Genomic DNA, 15892 nt, shown 5'->3' on the forward strand with positions numbered 1-15892 from the left:
CAATAAAGTATTTCCCGTTCGACTTGCATGTGTTAAGCACGCCGCCAGCGTTCATCCTGAGCCAGGATCAAACTCTCTGATAAAATGTTTGATTCACTCAAGACAACCAACTAGCTTAGTTATCTCTCGTCATTACTGTTTAATAAGTTTTCATTCGAAAATGAATTGTATAAAGAAATTTTCGAGAATCGTATGTGTTTCACTGTTTAGTTATCAAGGTTGTTTATCTGTCGTTGTCTGTCCGACAGCTTGTTTATATTAACACAACTGTTTTCGTTTGTCAACAACTTTTTTAATTTTTTTGAAACTTTTTTAATTCGTTTCAAAAAGAAATCCCGCTTCCTCAGAAGCGAGATTCAGTATATCATCGGAGTCCGGTTTCGTCAACCCCTTTTTTCAATTTTTTTTATTTTTTTGCATTTTTTGACATTTCAGGCTCAATTACCGTAAAAAACGCTCATGAATACCTTAACAAAAACGTTCTGGCTATACAGGAAATTAAGGAATGCATCCTGCTGGATCAGTGCCATTCCCTGCTGTCCAAGTGTTGTATTGCACAATAAGGTAAGCACCAGGAAAGCGATCCAGATAAAGATGATGCATTTGATCCCTCCGACAGCGGCACCAGCAATCTTATTAATGCCGTTGATCACCGGAAGCTTTGTCAGAACATTCAGAATAAATCCCAGCAGCTTGATCACTGCGGCAGAAAGCACAAAAGAAATCAAAAAAGAAATTCCGTTTACCGCCATCACAGCCAGCGAGTCAGAAATATACTCTGTAAATGTACTGACTGCCAGATAGCGGTATGTCTCTGCCGTATTATTTTCCACCAGGGCATTTTTCAGAAGGTCTGGAAGCTCCATATTCTCCATTACCTGATTCTGCTCTTCCTTATCCAGTGTTTTCTTATTGCCGATCTGTTCGGACACCAGTGTCTGGCATTTGTCCTGAATGGTATCGTAAACAGGGGTATATTCTTTTACAAAGGTATTCACATATGGATTGACCGCCCACACAAGAAGAAAGGAGATCAGCATAAAAAATACTGATACGATTTCTTTGACAAATCCCTTCCGAAATCCCATGATACAGGCCGCCGCGATTAGCGCCAGTACAGCAATGCCAAGCCAGGTCCAGCTTATATCCATTTTGTTCTCCTTAGCTGAGTTTTATCACATTTACCCCTGTGTCCATGACCAGGAGATATTTGTTCCATCCTAATTTGAAGAAATCCCTAACGGTACCGTCAATATTTCCAAAATATTTCTCAGTGCCATTCTGGTTCAGCACGCAAATCTGTGAACTGTTGTACATGATAATATATCCATCGCTCATCCGGATGGTAGTATATGGAATATTAAAATCCTTGCTGAACTTCAGTTTTCCGTCAGTGGCGTAGACCTGCATGGTGTATTGTTTATCTTTGCTGTCATTTTTAAATACCAGGCCGATGTTGTTTTCATCATAAAAAGTACTGATGATCTCATTCTCAACCTGAACCGTCTTCAGCTCCTTGGGAATCTGTCTGCCGGAATACAGTGTGAAGCCGTCATCCCGCAGTGCCACTGCATTGCTTCCAAGATACTGGATCTGGGGAACAACCACGCCATCATAAGTATAACCGCTGACAATACGGTCATCCTCATTCTGGCCAACCTCTCCAAAATTGTAGAATGCCACGTAGCTGGTAGTCTCACTGCTGTCTACAAACTGATAAGCCACCATCATGACAACTCCGTTCTCCGCCAGTGCCACATCCATAGGATATCCGGGATCCTGGATATTCGTCTGGTTTTCTGCGATCAGGCTTCCGTCCAGATTGTAAAAATTGATCCAGGTGTGATCTCCTCCATCCAGAATTGCTGCTGCCATTCCGTTTTTGGATACCTTTGCCTTGATAATACTGTAGGATGTGGAAACCGTTCCGGTGACTCCATTTTGGTCTACAAATACCATAGAGGTTCCATCTATGTCTGCAATAACAGCACGATCGCCGCACACATCTGCCACCGGGTTCTGCATGTCATAAGCCTGTGACCAGATCGTATCCAGCTTCGTGTTCACCAGCGATACTTCGTCGGAGCTGTACCTCAGGATCTTGCCCGACAAATTGGTATACTGCGTGGATACGGTGTCTTCCTGTTCACTGGCGGCCTGTACCTTATAGCTATGATAGCTTCGTTTTTCGAGGAAAAGAAAGCCCAGCAAAACTACCAGTCCCACTGCAAGCACGGCAGCCACAGGCCTTAGCACGGCTTTTCTTTTCCTCAGAGCAGATTTAAACTTCCTTCGGACAGATGCACTGCTCCTTGTACCGGACTGTGCCTTCTCCAGACGGCGTTTCTCTGCCAGGAGACGTTTCCGCCTCAGTTTCTTTCTGATATTTTTGAATGTATTTGCCATAATTTAACCTTGCCTTGTATTTTCTAGCTTACATGCATTTCGATTATAACACATCCTGTTATGGTAATACAATCATTTGCCCAGGATAAATCACCTGGTTTTCCTTAAGATTGTTCAGGCGGCAGATTTCCGAAATTGCATCCATATTCCCGTAATGAGAAATGCTGATCTGGTACAGGGTATCTCCAGGCTTTATGATATAGGTTTCATAAGCGCTGTCTGATGATGCCTGGGCAGAAGGCGTCAGCTGAACCTGACTCTCCTCCTTTTTCGCTTTTCGCTCATCTGCCTCCTGGGAAAATTTATCTTCGCTCACAGTCTCCTGGCTTTCTTCAGCACTGGCAGAATCCGCAGCTGCAGACGCTCCTGTCTCCTTGGTATCTGTTTCCTGTACATCAGCTTCTTCTGTCCCATTTTCCGCACCAGGCTGAATGGTCGGAGTGATCTGCAGGCTTTCCTCTGGCTGCTCATCTGTTTCTTCCAGTGCTTTCGTAATCTCTTCGATCCAGGTGATCTCCGGCGTTTTCGTCACTTCACGTACGGCATCTGCCTGGTTGTCTTCACTTTCTTCTACCGTGTTGTCAGACATGACCGTAACAGTGGAATCCACAGAAGGCTCCGCAATGCGCATGTAATTTCTGTAAAAGCCTGCGCCTACAGCAAGGACGGCAAGCACCAGACAAGCTGTAGCCGCATAAGAAAAAACAGAGGTATGCTCCGTCTCCCTCTGGGGCTTTTCCTCTGTCTCTGGTGTTTTTTTATTTTTGATGATTTTACGGAAGGTGGTAACTGCCTCATCTCCCACAGTTTCCGAAGCTCCCTGACCCATGTCTTTCGTTTTCTCAATCATGTATTCCTGCATGAGAGGATTTTTTTCGTAATAAATGTAATATCCTCTTTGCCGGATCATAAGTCCGTTTTCGTAAAAGAAAAAAGCCTCTTCTTTTTCTGTGGGTTCCATGAGCATCAGAACCTTTTCCCCGCCGAAATATCTTAAGTGGATGCGGGTCAGAAGCTCATCTGTTTCCATATACATCTGGGGGCGCGAAAAAAACCAGCCTGTAATTTCCTGTCCTGGAAAATATTTTGCCTGGTTTTCCTGAATCTTTGTCCATACTTTTTCCGAGAAATCAATATGATCCGCAGCAGCTTCCATATCTTCCACCATCAACGCTCCCCGGATGAAAAGATAGGTTATTCCGTTGTTCCATTTGGTGTCGCCGGTAAATACAGCCACACAGCCCTGTTCGTTTCCTGGACCGGTTTCGTTTCTGGCAAGTCTTGTGAGGAATGTATATACATAATCCTCAATGTAAATCCGGATATTCCCGGCAGTCAGACCGATCTGGCGTATATTTCTCGGCAGATTAAAAAGATTTTCCCCATTTTTTGCTTCCTGCTTCTCCTCCTTGTAAACGATCTCTATCATGATCACATCACCCCTTCGGGTATGAGCATATCATATGGAAAATGCAGATTTTAGCGTAATATAAGACCTGTTTCAGAGAATTTAACGACAGTTTTTGCAGAGTGCATAATTTTTTCAAAACTGGGATAAGATGGATTATAAAAAAGCAGGAGCGTTCATATGCCATTTTATATTAATACCCAAAACCAGGATTCTTCCAGAGAAATTGCCAGGGTTCTGGAAAAATGCATTCAGCGTCATAAAAAGGACTGGTCCGAAATTGTGTTTCTGTGTATCGGAAGCGACCGGGTAACAGGGGACTGTCTGGGGCCTTATGTGGGCTATCGTCTGAGCCAGTACCAGATTCCAGGAATTTTCGTCTATGGAACTCTGAATCAGCCTGTTCATGCCGTAAATCTATCCCATATAACGGACAGTATTGCAAGTGCCCATCCATCTGCCCTTGTGATTGCCATTGATGCCTCTCTGGGTGAAAAACGCCATCTGGGATATGTAAGTATCGGAAACGGCTCGCTCTACCCGGGTGCTGCCGTACAGAAGGATCTGCCGCCAGTAGGGGATATCTACATTACTGGAATCGTAAACATAGCCGGGATTCTGGAATACCTTACCTTACAGACAACACGCCTTTCCACAGTGATCACCCTTGCGGATACCATCACCCAGGGAATTCTTGGGAGCTTTTCCGCGTAAAGAAAAGTCCATAAATTTTTGCAGCATATAAAAAATGTCAGAGGCTTGCTCGAGTTGCCCCTGACATTTCTTCTGTGTATAATAATTTACAGCTTATTTTGCTTCATTCAAAAGTCCGATCAGATAAATGCTTTGATCTGTTTGTAGATGCCAGCTGCATCAAGTCCGTATTTCTCAAGAAGAGCAACAGCCGGACCGGACTCGCCGTAAACATCATTGATACCGATACGCTTCACCGGTACAGGAGCTTTCTCAGCAAGGCACTCGCATACAGCGCCGCCAAGACCGCCGATGATGGAATGCTCCTCAACAGTTACAACTTTACCAGTTTCTTTTGCTGCAGCTACAACAAGCTCCTCATCAAGAGGCTTGATGGTGTGGATGTTGATAACCTTTGCTTCGACTCCCTCTTCTGCAAGCTTAGCTGCTGCTTCAAGAGACGGAGCTACGCAAAGTCCGTTGGCAATGATGGTAAGGTCTTTTCCCTCGCGAAGAACGATTCCTTTACCAAGCTCAAATTTATAATCAGGATTGTCATTGATAACCGGAACAGCAAGACGACCAAATCTCATGTAAACAGGGCCTACATGCTCATAAGCAGCCTCTACCATAGCTTTTGCTTCAATGTCGTCTGACGGGCATGCTACAACCATTCCCGGGATTGTACGCATAAGGGCAAAATCCTCGCAGCACTGATGGGTAGCACCGTCCTCACCAACGGAAATTCCGCCGTGGGTAGCACCGATCTTAACGTTCAGCTTCGGATATCCTACAGAGTTGCGGACCTGCTCAAATGCACGTCCGGCAGCAAACATTGCGAAGGTACTTGCAAACGGTACCTTGCCTGTTGTTGCGATTCCGGCGGCAATTCCCATCATATTGCACTCTGCGATACCGCAGTCAATATGACGCTCCGGGAACGCTTTCTTAAAGATTCCGGTCTGTGTAGCTGCAGCAAGGTCAGCGTCCAGAACAACCAGATCATCATGTTTCTTTCCAAGTTCTACAAGAGCGTTTCCATAGCTTGCTCTGGTGGCAATTTTCTTTACTTCTGACATAATGCTTCACCTACCTTTTCCAAATCTGCCATAGCCTGTGCGTATTCTTCGTCATTCGGAGCCTTTCCATGCCAGCCAACCTGGTTCTCCATGAAGGAAACTCCTTTGCCTTTTACGGTTTTCATAACGATTGCGGTAGGCATTCCTTTGGTAGCCTTTGCTTCGTCAAAAGCAGCACGCAGCTGTGCCATATCATTTCCGTCTGCAACATTGATCACATGGAAATTAAATGCCTCAAATTTCTTATCGATCGGGTATGGAGAGCATACGTCCTCTACCTTACCGTCGATCTGAAGGCCGTTGTTGTCAACGATCACTACAAGGTTGTCCAGTTTTCTGGCACCTGCGAACATAGCAGCTTCCCATACCTGGCCTTCCTGGATCTCGCCGTCTCCAAGAAGTGTGTATACACGATAGCTGTCATTAGATAATTTTGCGGAAAGTGCCATTCCAACTGCAGCAGAGATTCCCTGTCCAAGAGATCCGCTGGACATGTCAACGCCTGGAATGTGCTTCATATCCGGATGTCCCTGAAGGTAAGATCCAAGGTGACGGAGTGTTACCAGATCTTCTTTCGGGAAATAGCCTCTCTGTGCAAGTACAGAGTACAGTCCCGGTGCAGTGTGACCTTTGGAAAGGACGAAACGGTCGCGGTCTGCTTTCTTTGGATCCTTCGGATCGATATTCATCTCCTCAAAATAAAGATATGTAAATACATCTGCTGCAGATAAAGATCCGCCCGGATGACCGGCTTTAGCAGCATGCAGTGCAGTTACGATGCCCTTGCGGACTTCGTTTGCAGTTTTCTGAAGCTCTAAATTCTCCATTATCAATTCTCCTTATTATTCCATGATACGCGGATTGCGACCTGTCTGTAAGTTCCCGCAATTCCAAGTATCAATTATTCACCAAATACAGCTTTGTAATCATTCTGGAATTTCACGATTCCGGCATCTGTCAGCGGATGATGTGTCATCTGCTCAAGTACCTTGAACGGTACAGTTGCGATGTCAGCACCAGCAAGTGCACACTGTGTTACATGCATTGGATGACGAACGCTTGCTGCGATGATCTCTGTGTCAATGCCTGCAACAGCAAACATGTCAGCAATCTGACGGATCAGCTCAACGCCATCTGTAGAGATATCATCAAGTCTTCCAAGGAATGGAGATACATAGGTAGCGCCTGCTCTTGCAGCAAGAAGTGCCTGGTTTGCGCTGAAGATCAGGGTTACGTTTGTCTTGATTCCTTCTTTGGAAAGAACCTTAACAGCCTTCAGGCCTTCGCATGTCATCGGAATCTTAACAACCATGTTCGGATGGATCTTTGCGATCTCACGTCCCTCACGGATCATTCCCTCTGCGTCTGTTGTAGTAGCCTTTACCTCACCGCTGATTGGTCCGTCAACGATCTCTGTGATCTCTTTGATAACTTCGTTGAAGTCTCTTCCCTCTTTTGCGATCAGGGATGGGTTTGTGGTTACTCCGCAGATGATTCCCATATCGTTCGCTGCTTTAATATCCTCTACTTTTGCTGTGTCAATAAAAAATTTCATGATCTTATCCTCCTGAATTTGTTTAAGCTTTTGCACATGTTTTTCACATGCTTTCATTATACCAGACTTCACTTGCAGGTCAAGACGGGGTGCTTTTTATTAATAAAAATTCAATTAATAATTCATCAAATTTATTAATATTTTCCAGGTTTGTCACTTACCCATCAATCTATTTTTTATAGTGTTTATCAGCTTTTGCAAAGTTTTTTCCATGTGTTTTTCCAGATTTTATTACTAATAATTTCGGTTGAATCATTTATTTAATCTTATTTTCATCCGTTTTTTTCCACTGTCGGCTCCAGCTTGTCCAGCCTTGCGTAGCCAGTGGTTTTGCGCACAATGATCTTGGGGTTATATTCAATATTGTACACGCTTGTGGGACGTATTCCCTCTCCGAAACGGTTGTCCGTATCGATCTTGCGGATGATAATATCGCAGGCATCACGGCCCTTCAATGCCACAAAGTGGTCTATAGTAGTTAGCGACACACGCCGGATCCCGGAATAGAAAATATTGTCGCAGCCGATCACCGATACATCCTTGGGCACACGCAGTCTGGCGTCCTGAAGCGCATCCACCGCACCGATGGCCATCATGTCATTCTGCCCTGCAATGGCGGTAAATCTGCTGCCATCCTCAAGAAGAGACCTGGTCAGGGCATAGCCCATGGAATACTCGGAATCCGTCCGGGGATTGCGGCGGTCTACCGACTCGTCTGCGGCCCGGATGATCACATGTCCGGCAAGCCCGGCTTTCTCAAACTCATGGACAAAGCCATCCACTCGCTTGGAACGCTGCCACTGCCTTCTGGTAAGAGGCGGGGTAATAAATGCCACATCCCGGTGTCCCAGGTCCAGAAGGTGCCTTGCCATCAGACGGCCCACTTCTGTGTTGTCCTGATTGATGGCATCTACGGTGCTGATCTTCTCCTTGTTGCTGATGATGACCAGCGGAATATCCCTTGCCATCTCCTCCACCTGGCTGATGTAGTCCGGGTGAGGATTGCAGGCATAAATGATTCCCTGGGGTGCCATTGCGCGGATCATCCGCAGATATTTCTCCTCAAGTCTTGCATCACGCTGGGTATTGCAGATGAAAACCCCATACCCCCGCTCATTCGCCACAGCCTCAATGCCCTGCAGAAGCAGCACATAATAAGGGCTTGTGATGGTGGGGCAGAATACAACGATCAGCTTCTCTTTTTTGTTTTCTTTTTTGCTTCTGTGCCCGGGAAGACGGTAGCCCAGCTCGCGGGCGGCATTTTCTACCTTTTCTACGGTCTCCCGGGAAAAAGAAACGTTATATTTGTGATTCAGCACCATGGAAACGGTAGCCTGGGAAACCCCTGCTTTCTCTGCTACATCGGATGAAGTCACTTTTTTTCGCGCCACAGGAAATCACCTCCCACCGTTTTCGTTCTGTGTCAAAGTTCTACGCGGCCCTCCAGTGCACGAAGAAGGGTTACCTCGTCAATGTATTCCAGGTCGCCGCCCACAGGCACGCCGCTTGCAATACGGCTTACCTTGATTCCAGTAGGCTTGATCAGCTTACTGATATACATGGCTGTGGTTTCTCCCTCCAGACTGGAGTTGGTGGCAATGATCACTTCCTTCACATCTCCCTGCAGACGCTGGATCAGCTCCTTCAGCTTGATGTCATCCGGGCCGATTCCCAGCATAGGGGAAATAGCTCCGTGAAGAACGTGATAAACGCCGTCAAACTTGCCTGTTTTTTCATAAGCAGCAAGATCCCTGGTGTTCTCCACTACCATAATGGTGCTGTGGTCACGCTTGGGATTGCTGCAGATCGGGCACATTTCCTTATCTGTCAGGGTGTAGCAGCACTTGCAGTACTGTACATTGGTCCTGGCATCTGTGATGGCGCCTGTCAGCTGCTGCACCTGGTCCTTGGGCATATTCATAATGTGAAAAGCCAGGCGCTGGGCTGATTTCGCACCGATTCCAGGCAGATGGGAAAGCTGCTCGATCAGTTTGTTAATGTGACTGCTGTAGTATTCCATCAGAATGGAAGACCTCCGCCTAGTCCGCCAAGGCCGCCTGTCAGCTTGGACATCACAGCCTGGTTCTCCTGCTCAACCTTGCGAAGAGCTTCGTTGGTTGCCGCAACGATCAGATCCTCAAGCATTTCAATATCGTCCGGATCTACAACCTCTTCTGCAAGCTTTACTTTGGTTACTTCTCTCTTGCCGGAGATGGTTACCTCTACTGCTCCGCCGCCTGCAGCTGCAGTAAATTCCTTCTCCTCAAGAGCCTTCTGGTTCTCTTCCATCTGACGCTGCATTTTCTGCGCCTGTTTCATAAGATTATTCATATTTCCCGGCATTCCCATGCCCGGAAAACCTCCACGCTTTGCCATTACACATTCCTCCTGAATTCAATATTTCCACACCGAAGTCCTACCGGGACAAATTTGTCCCGTCCCCCGGTATTTTTTATTCTTCCGGATCATCCGGATCTTCTTCCACCACTACATCCATATGGATATTCTCCCGGATCGCCTGGTCTACTGTTACCTGGGCAAGATTGGTGTGGTGGTGCTCTTTTGCCACTACCATTTTCAGTTCCACGGATTTGCCAGTCTGCGCCGCAATGATGGATTTCAGCTCATTCTCGGCTTCGGGATTGTCCACGTAGGTTTTGCCCAGGAAATCCTGAAACTCCACGTAAAGCACAGGCTCGCCTGTCTCACCATTGTACTTGGGGATGGCTTTCTGAAGCATCTGCTTGAAAATGCCGCTGGTCTGTCCTACAATTACCCGCCAGCTGGCTACAATCTTCTGCAGATCTTCTGGCGCGGCTTTCACCGGAGCCGCAGCCTTAGGTGCCGCCATTCCCGCATCCACGCCGCCTGAAACCGCTCCTGAACTTCCCTGCTGCACGATTACCTGCTGAACCGGGCGCTCATCCATACGCTGCTCCAGAACACGCAGACGGTCTAGAACGGAATCCAGATTGGTCTCCATGGCCGGACGGCACAGCTTGATCAGTGCGATCTCCACCAGAACACGTTTCTGGGTGGAATAGCGGATCTGGCTGGACAGATCAGAAAAAATACGGATGTAGCGCATCAGCGTCTCTACATCCACCATCTCACTTTCTTCCTGCAGAAGCTTCAGGTTCTCGGAAGAGACGTCAATGGCCTCTTCCGGGTTCTCGGACGTTTTCACAAGGAGAAGATTACGCATGTACCAGGTAAAATCTCCTACAAACTGTCCAAGCTCCCTTCCGCCTATGATCAGATCCTCCAGAGTGCGGATGGCCGAGGTCACATCCCCCTTAAGGACCTGGCGCAAAAGTTTGCTGAACACTTCTGTGTCAACTGCGCCAAGCACTTCCAGAACCTTGTCATAGGTCAGGGTCTGTCCCAGATAAAAGGCAATGCACTGGTCAAGAAGACTTAAGGCGTCTCGCATGGAGCCGTCTCCTGCCTTCGCAACGTAGCGGACTGCCTTCTCCTCCGCCTCCACATTCTCGATTTTCAAAAGCTCATCCAGTCTTGCCGCAATGGTGTCAATGGAAATACGGTGAAAATCGTATCTCTGGCATCTGGACAAAATGGTGATCGGGATCTTGTGTGCCTCTGTGGTTGCAAGAATGAAGATAACATAAGACGGAGGTTCCTCCAGTGTTTTCAGAAGAGCATTGAATGCTCCTGTTGAAAGCATGTGAACCTCGTCGATAATGTATACCTTATAGTTTCCTTCTGTAGGGCGATAGGCCACTTCCTCGCGGATTTCACGGATGTTGTCCACACCGTTGTTGGATGCGGCATCGATCTCGATCACGTTCATCGAGGTGCCGGCCTGTATCGCCTTACACATTTCACATTCACCACAGGGGCTTCCATTTACCGGGTGCTGGCAGTTTACTGCCTTCGCCAGTATTTTTGCAACGGTTGTCTTACCGGTTCCTCGGGTGCCGCAGAACAGATAGGCGTGTCCGATACGGTTCGCCTTGATTTGATTGGTCAGCGTGGTCACAATGTGATCCTGGCCCTTGACATCATCGAAATTATCCGGTCTGAACTTCCGGTATAGAGCAGTATAGCTCATTTATGGAAACTCCTTTCTGAAAAGCAGAATCAGTCGCCGAAGCTGATACCGATCTGTTTTGCAGCTTTGACAGTCTGGTCTTTTGGAGAAACCATCTTAAGCTTGCCGGCACACTCTTCAAGAGGAACTCTCTTGATCTTGCCGTTTACAACACCGATCATGATACCATACTCTCCGTCAAGGATAGCTTCAGCAGCACCTGCTCCGATTCTTGTGGAAAGCACGCGGTCGTATGCGCACGGTGCTCCTCCACGCTGTGTGTGTCCCGGAACTGTGATGCGGACTTCTGATCCAAGCTCCTGGGTAATCTTGTCTGCGATTTCATAAGATACGGAAGGATACTTCTTTGCACGGTCTTCCAGTTTCTTCTTGTAGTCTTTCTTGGAAAGCAGAGCGTCTTCCTTGGAAATGGCACCTTCTGCCACAGCAAGGATGGTGAAGCGCTTGCCTGCCTTGGATCTCTTCTGGATAGCTGCAACTACTTTCTTGATGTCATAGGGAATCTCCGGGATCAGGATAATATCTGCTCCGCCTGCGATTCCTGCATGCAGGGTAAGGCTTCCTACCTTGTGTCCCATAACCTCTACGATGAATACGCGGCCGTGGGAAGCTGCTGTTGTGTGGATGCAGTCGATTGCGTTGGTCGCAATGTTTACTGCACTCTGGAAGCCGAATGTCATGTCTGTTCCCCAGATATCATTGTCGATGGTCTTCGGCAGATGGATGATATTCAGGCCTTCCTCGCGTAAAAGGTTGGCTGTCTTCTGGGTTCCGTTGCCGCCAAGGATTACCAGGCAGTCCAGACAGAGCTTGTAGTAGGTCTGCTTCATTGCTTCTACCTTATCCAGACCTTTCTCATCCGGTACACGCATAAGCTTAAACGGCTGTCTGGATGTTCCAAGGATAGTTCCTCCCTGTGTAAGGATTCCGGAAAAGTCCTTGGATGTGAGCATACGGTATTTGCCGTAGATCAGTCCTTTGTATCCATCGTCAAATCCGTAAACCTCCAGATCATCGATGCTGTTGGTGAGTCCCTTTACTACTCCGCGCATGGTGGCATTCAGGGCCTGGCAGTCACCGCCGCTTGTTAATAAGCCGATTCTTTTAATCATAGTACCCTCCATTTCTGTGTCTTTGGCAAACAGGCGCCGTCGCTTCCGGCGTCTGTGCGGTCCTTATGAACCTTTTTGCACACACATTTTAATGCTTGGATTTAATTATATAATATTTCGTGGGCTGACACAACAAGGAATTTGTCTAGCGCGGCTGGATTCTTCCTCCATATGCGGCAAAAGCCAGAGAAAAACCAGATTTATGAAAGGGAAAATGTGCAAATCTATTGACAAATTTTCGTTTGTCCCTTATAATTAAATTCCGCGCAGCCGGGGAGATAGCGGTGCCCTGTACCTGCAATCCGCTACAGCAGGGGTGATGCCAATCTGAGGCTTGTATCTTGTGGAGCTGCCCTTTATAAGTGGCGTTGACGTTTGGGTCTTACGCAACAGGACTCTATGAACCGTGTCAGGACAGGAATGTAGCAGCACTAAGTAGAATCTCCTGTGTGCCGTGAGGGTGCCTGGGCTGAGTTAACTGTAGAGGTAACGTCTGTGAGACCATTCCGAAGTGCGGCGCGCGTAATAAAGAAAGTTGTGGAACGTCTGAGAGGACGTTCTTTTTTTGTGCATTTTGTCAAGACGGACGATTTCCCCCTGGTGAAGCAGTACAGACAACGGTGAATTTCGGGGGGATGCTCCGTCGCCTAACTGTCTGTACTGCCATCCCAGGGGAAATCTGGTCAATAAAAAAGATACATAAATGAAAGGAATGCACTCGCGTCCTTTACATCATGTACCTTTTTCAAACAGGCTCTAGAGCGTGTTTGAAAAAGGCTTTCTGCAAGATGTGCGTCACAATTTGTGGGAGATTTTGTCCGGATGAGGGCGCCGTAGCGGGCTACGGCAACTGAATTCGGGCAAAATATACCGCAAAGTGGGGCGTGCAGATTGCAGGAATGATTTTTCAAACAGGCTCTAGGATCTATCCGTATATTCTGCAAAAATTATTTGCAAAACTCAGCTACTACCTGGTTGATTACTTTGCCGTCTGCTTTGCCTTTCAGTTCCGGCATGATGGTCTTCATGATCTGGCCTTTGTTTCCGGAGGCGATGAGCTCGGCATGTTTTTCCTGAAGGTAAGCTTTGATCTCGGAAGCATCCATCAGCTTCGGAGCGTATTTAGCGATAACATCATATCTTGCCTGGTATTCATCCTTCAGATCCTGTCTGGATTCCGGGCAGGTGTCGATCTGCTCTTTTACAGATTTCAGTTCCTTGAGGATCACGCGATCAACCAGCTCGCTGCTGATATCATCACGGCAGCCCTCGTCAATTGCAACTTTCTTCACTGCTGAGATCAGGGAAGATACTGCGTCCTTTGTTACTTTATCCTTTGCTTTCATAGCAGCAACCATGTCTTTTCTTAATGCTTCAAGTTCCATTGTGTTTTCCTCCTGTCAATTTCGCCATCCTTTATTTCTCCTGAAATTCGATGGCTTTTCTAGAGCGTGTTTGAAAAAGGCTTTCTGCAAGATGTGCGTCACAATTTGTGGGAGATTTTGTCCGGATGAGGGCGCCGTAGCGGGCTACGGCAACTGAATTCGGGCAAAATATACCGCAAAGTGGGGCGTGCAGATTGCAGGAATGCTTTTTCAAACACGCTCTAGCTCTTTACTATACCACTATTTTTCTGAATTTCCAACCTGTTCTGCCAGAGATTTTTTCAGCATTTTCTTCTTTTCCCGAAGCTCTTTGAAAAAATCGGACAGCATAGAGGAGCACTCTTCCTGCAAAACGCCGCGGATTACTTCCACCTTGTGGTTGAATCCGTCCATTTCCAGAAGATTCAAAACCGAGCCTGCGCATCCGGCTTTGGGGTTCATGCTTCCGATCACCACACGGTCAATGCGGGACTGCATCAGGGCGCCGGCACACATCTGGCAGGGCTCCAGGGTCACATACATGGTGCAGCCCTCCAGCCGCCAGTCTCCTAACTTTTTGCTGGCTTTCTTGATGGCATTCAGCTCGGCATGGGAAAGGGTGTTCTTGTCTGTATTTCTGCGGTTGTAGCCTCTTGCAATAATCTGTCCATCGCAGACGATCACGCAGCCGATTGGAACCTCTTCCAGGGCCCGGGCTTTTTTCGCCTGGCGGATGGCTTCTTTCATAAAACGTTCCTGATCTGTAAGCATAAAGTTCTCCTGTTGTGTGAAATGAAAAATGTTATCTGTAAAATGTGCGGCACATTAACCAAGCTCTGATTTTCTTCGCATCTTTTTCCAGTAATAGGTGACGCCCACAATGTCTGCCAGTGCCCATCCAATGGGAACGGATGCCCAGATTCCGGTGACGCCGATTGCCGGAACGGCGGACAAAGTATAAGCCAGGACCACACGGGTTCCAAGGGAAAGGATGGTAAGGATCACGGACATTCCAGGCATTTTTACTGCACGGTAATATCCATACAGAAGGAAAAGAAGTCCGATTCCAAAATAAAATGCGCCTTCAATTCGCAGATATCCGACACCAATGGAAATAATCTCCGTCTGGGATGCATTTACAAAAATGCCCATAAGCGGCGCGGCAAATGCACAGACCGCTGCGCTGATCACCAGGCAGAATACAAATGCAGCTGTTACCGCACTTTTGATTCCCTGAGAAATTCGCTTTTCTTTTCCGGCGCCGTAATTTTGGGCAATGAAGGTGGAAAATGCATTTCCAAAATCCTGTACCGGCATGTAAGCGAAAGAATCGATTTTTACCGCTGCTGCAAATGCTGCCATAACTGCGGTTCCAAAGCTGTTTACCCGGCCCTGGACCATGAGGATTCCAAAGTTCATAACTGACTGCTGCAGGCAGGTAAGAAAAGAGAGCTGGGCAATCTCACCCAGAACCCTTTTGTCAAAGTGCAGTTCTTCACGGGAAAGGCGAAATTCCGGGAAACAGATCAAGGTGTATACCGTAATTCCGATTCCGGATACGAACTGCGCAAGGACCGTTGCACCTGCGGCTCCTGCCACGCCCCAGCCAAAGCCAAGAACAAAGAGCAAATCAAGTACTATATTCAGGACAGTAGATGCTGCAAGAAAAATCAGGGGGACGACTGAATTTCCCACAGCTCTTAGCAGTGCTGCAAAATAATTATATAAAAATGTGGCGCTGATTCCGGCGAATATGACCAGCAGGTAGGTCCGCATGTAGGGAACCACTTCTGCCGGCACCTGAAGGACTTTCAGGATCAGGGGCAAACCTGCGTAAACCAGAACATTGATCACCACAGTCATTGCCGCGATCAGGCCGAAGGAATGGAGAATTCCTTCTTTTAGCTTTTTGTGATCCTGCTCGCCGAAGCGGATGGAAAATACGGCACCGCTTCCCATACACATTCCAATCAAAATGGACGTCAGAAAGGTCATCAGGGTATAAGACGAGCCAACTGCGGCAAGGGCATTGGCTCCCAGATACCGTCCCACGATCAGGGTATCTGCGATATTGTAGCATTGCTGCAAAAGATTCCCGGCCATGAGAGGCAGGGCAAACAGCATCAGATTTCCGGTAATGCTGCCTTTTGTCAGGTCTCGTTGTTTCATTTCATTTTTTTCCTCATCTAATGCACACTTATTT

At 47.3% G+C, this 15892-nt stretch carries 17 protein-coding genes, 1 rRNA gene and 1 other RNA gene; 2 read left to right on the plus strand and 17 right to left on the minus strand.

Annotated features, from left to right (window positions below; all coding sequences use genetic code 11):
* The 4 genes from H8S54_RS05780 to H8S54_RS05795 all read right to left on the minus strand — a co-directional run.
* Positions 1–83: ribosomal RNA gene (locus tag H8S54_RS05780) — 16S ribosomal RNA — on the minus strand; the annotation flags it as partial.
* Positions 84–437: 354 nt separating this feature from the next.
* A complete protein-coding gene (locus H8S54_RS05785; protein ID WP_021924799.1) occupies positions 438–1151 on the minus strand; it encodes a CvpA family protein in 714 nt (237 codons plus the stop codon).
* A 10-nt stretch (positions 1152–1161) separates the two neighbouring features.
* Positions 1162–2406 carry a DUF5711 family protein gene (locus tag H8S54_RS05790; RefSeq protein ID WP_021924798.1) on the minus strand — a complete coding sequence of 415 codons (1245 nt, stop codon included), beginning with the start codon at positions 2404–2406 and terminating at the stop codon, positions 1162–1164.
* A 58-nt stretch (positions 2407–2464) separates the two neighbouring features.
* Positions 2465–3835, minus strand: a complete 1371-nt coding sequence (locus tag H8S54_RS05795; RefSeq protein WP_021924797.1) for a LysM peptidoglycan-binding domain-containing protein — start codon at positions 3833–3835, stop codon at positions 2465–2467.
* A gap of 159 nt (positions 3836–3994) precedes the next feature.
* On the opposite strand from H8S54_RS05795, the gene yyaC reads away from it, so the two are divergent.
* Complete coding sequence (gene yyaC, locus H8S54_RS05800) at positions 3995–4528, plus strand: spore protease YyaC (protein ID WP_021924796.1); 534 nt, start codon at positions 3995–3997, stop codon at positions 4526–4528.
* A 119-nt stretch (positions 4529–4647) separates the two neighbouring features.
* Here the strand turns inward: yyaC and H8S54_RS05805 are convergent, their stop codons facing one another.
* From H8S54_RS05805 to H8S54_RS05840, 8 genes are all read right to left on the minus strand, one after another.
* Positions 4648–5586 (minus strand): transketolase family protein, encoded by a 939-nt coding sequence (locus tag H8S54_RS05805; protein ID WP_021924795.1) that lies wholly within the window; start codon positions 5584–5586, stop codon positions 4648–4650.
* On the minus strand, positions 5574–6413 hold the full coding sequence (locus tag H8S54_RS05810; protein ID WP_021924794.1) for a transketolase: 840 nt from the start codon (positions 6411–6413) through the stop codon (positions 5574–5576). The genes H8S54_RS05805 and H8S54_RS05810 overlap by 13 nt, the downstream gene beginning before the upstream one ends.
* Before the next feature lie 74 nt (positions 6414–6487).
* A complete protein-coding gene (gene fsa, locus H8S54_RS05815; RefSeq protein ID WP_021924793.1) occupies positions 6488–7141 on the minus strand; it encodes a fructose-6-phosphate aldolase in 654 nt (217 codons plus the stop codon).
* 272 nt (positions 7142–7413) lie between these two features.
* On the minus strand, positions 7414–8532 hold the full coding sequence (locus H8S54_RS05820) for a LacI family DNA-binding transcriptional regulator (protein WP_021924792.1): 1119 nt from the start codon (positions 8530–8532) through the stop codon (positions 7414–7416).
* Between the two features lie 32 nt (positions 8533–8564).
* Positions 8565–9161 (minus strand): recombination mediator RecR, encoded by a 597-nt coding sequence (gene recR, locus H8S54_RS05825; RefSeq protein ID WP_021924791.1) that lies wholly within the window; start codon positions 9159–9161, stop codon positions 8565–8567.
* The gene (locus H8S54_RS05830) at positions 9161–9517 is read right to left on the minus strand and encodes a YbaB/EbfC family nucleoid-associated protein (RefSeq protein ID WP_021924790.1); all 357 of its coding nucleotides are present in this window, start codon (positions 9515–9517) and stop codon (positions 9161–9163) included. The genes recR and H8S54_RS05830 overlap by 1 nt, the downstream gene beginning before the upstream one ends.
* 76 nt (positions 9518–9593) lie before the next feature.
* Positions 9594–11213 (minus strand): DNA polymerase III subunit gamma/tau, encoded by a 1620-nt coding sequence (gene dnaX / locus H8S54_RS05835; protein ID WP_117855240.1) that lies wholly within the window; start codon positions 11211–11213, stop codon positions 9594–9596.
* Positions 11214–11242: 29 nt separating this feature from the next.
* The gene (locus tag H8S54_RS05840) at positions 11243–12325 is read right to left on the minus strand and encodes a 6-phosphofructokinase (protein ID WP_021924787.1); all 1083 of its coding nucleotides are present in this window, start codon (positions 12323–12325) and stop codon (positions 11243–11245) included.
* 262 nt (positions 12326–12587) lie between these two features.
* Here H8S54_RS05840 and ffs point away from each other — a divergent pair.
* Positions 12588–12849, plus strand: an RNA gene (gene ffs / locus H8S54_RS05845) — signal recognition particle sRNA large type.
* 159 nt (positions 12850–13008) lie between these two features.
* On the opposite strand, the gene H8S54_RS18835 is transcribed toward ffs, so the two are convergent.
* The 5 genes from H8S54_RS18835 to H8S54_RS05860 are packed head-to-tail and all read right to left on the minus strand — an operon-like array spanning position 13009 to position 15858.
* Positions 13009–13269, minus strand: a complete 261-nt coding sequence (locus H8S54_RS18835; protein ID WP_334298038.1) for a DUF6783 domain-containing protein — start codon at positions 13267–13269, stop codon at positions 13009–13011.
* Positions 13270–13272: 3 nt separating this feature from the next.
* A complete protein-coding gene (locus H8S54_RS05850; RefSeq protein WP_021924476.1) occupies positions 13273–13710 on the minus strand; it encodes a GatB/YqeY domain-containing protein in 438 nt (145 codons plus the stop codon).
* A 31-nt stretch (positions 13711–13741) separates the two neighbouring features.
* Positions 13742–13924: a DUF6783 domain-containing protein gene (locus H8S54_RS18840; protein WP_117855235.1), complete on the minus strand. Its 183-nt coding sequence runs from the start codon at positions 13922–13924 to the stop codon at positions 13742–13744.
* 26 nt (positions 13925–13950) lie between these two features.
* A complete protein-coding gene (gene tadA / locus H8S54_RS05855) occupies positions 13951–14460 on the minus strand; it encodes a tRNA adenosine(34) deaminase TadA (RefSeq protein WP_021924477.1) in 510 nt (169 codons plus the stop codon).
* Between the two features lie 54 nt (positions 14461–14514).
* A complete protein-coding gene (locus H8S54_RS05860; RefSeq protein WP_186901076.1) occupies positions 14515–15858 on the minus strand; it encodes an MATE family efflux transporter in 1344 nt (447 codons plus the stop codon).
* Between the last annotated feature and the right edge of the window lie 34 nt (positions 15859–15892).

Origin of the sequence: Blautia segnis (assembly GCF_014287535.1) — a bacterium.
In the GTDB taxonomy this organism is placed as follows: Bacteria; Bacillota; Clostridia; order Lachnospirales; family Lachnospiraceae; genus Blautia_A; species Blautia_A acetigignens.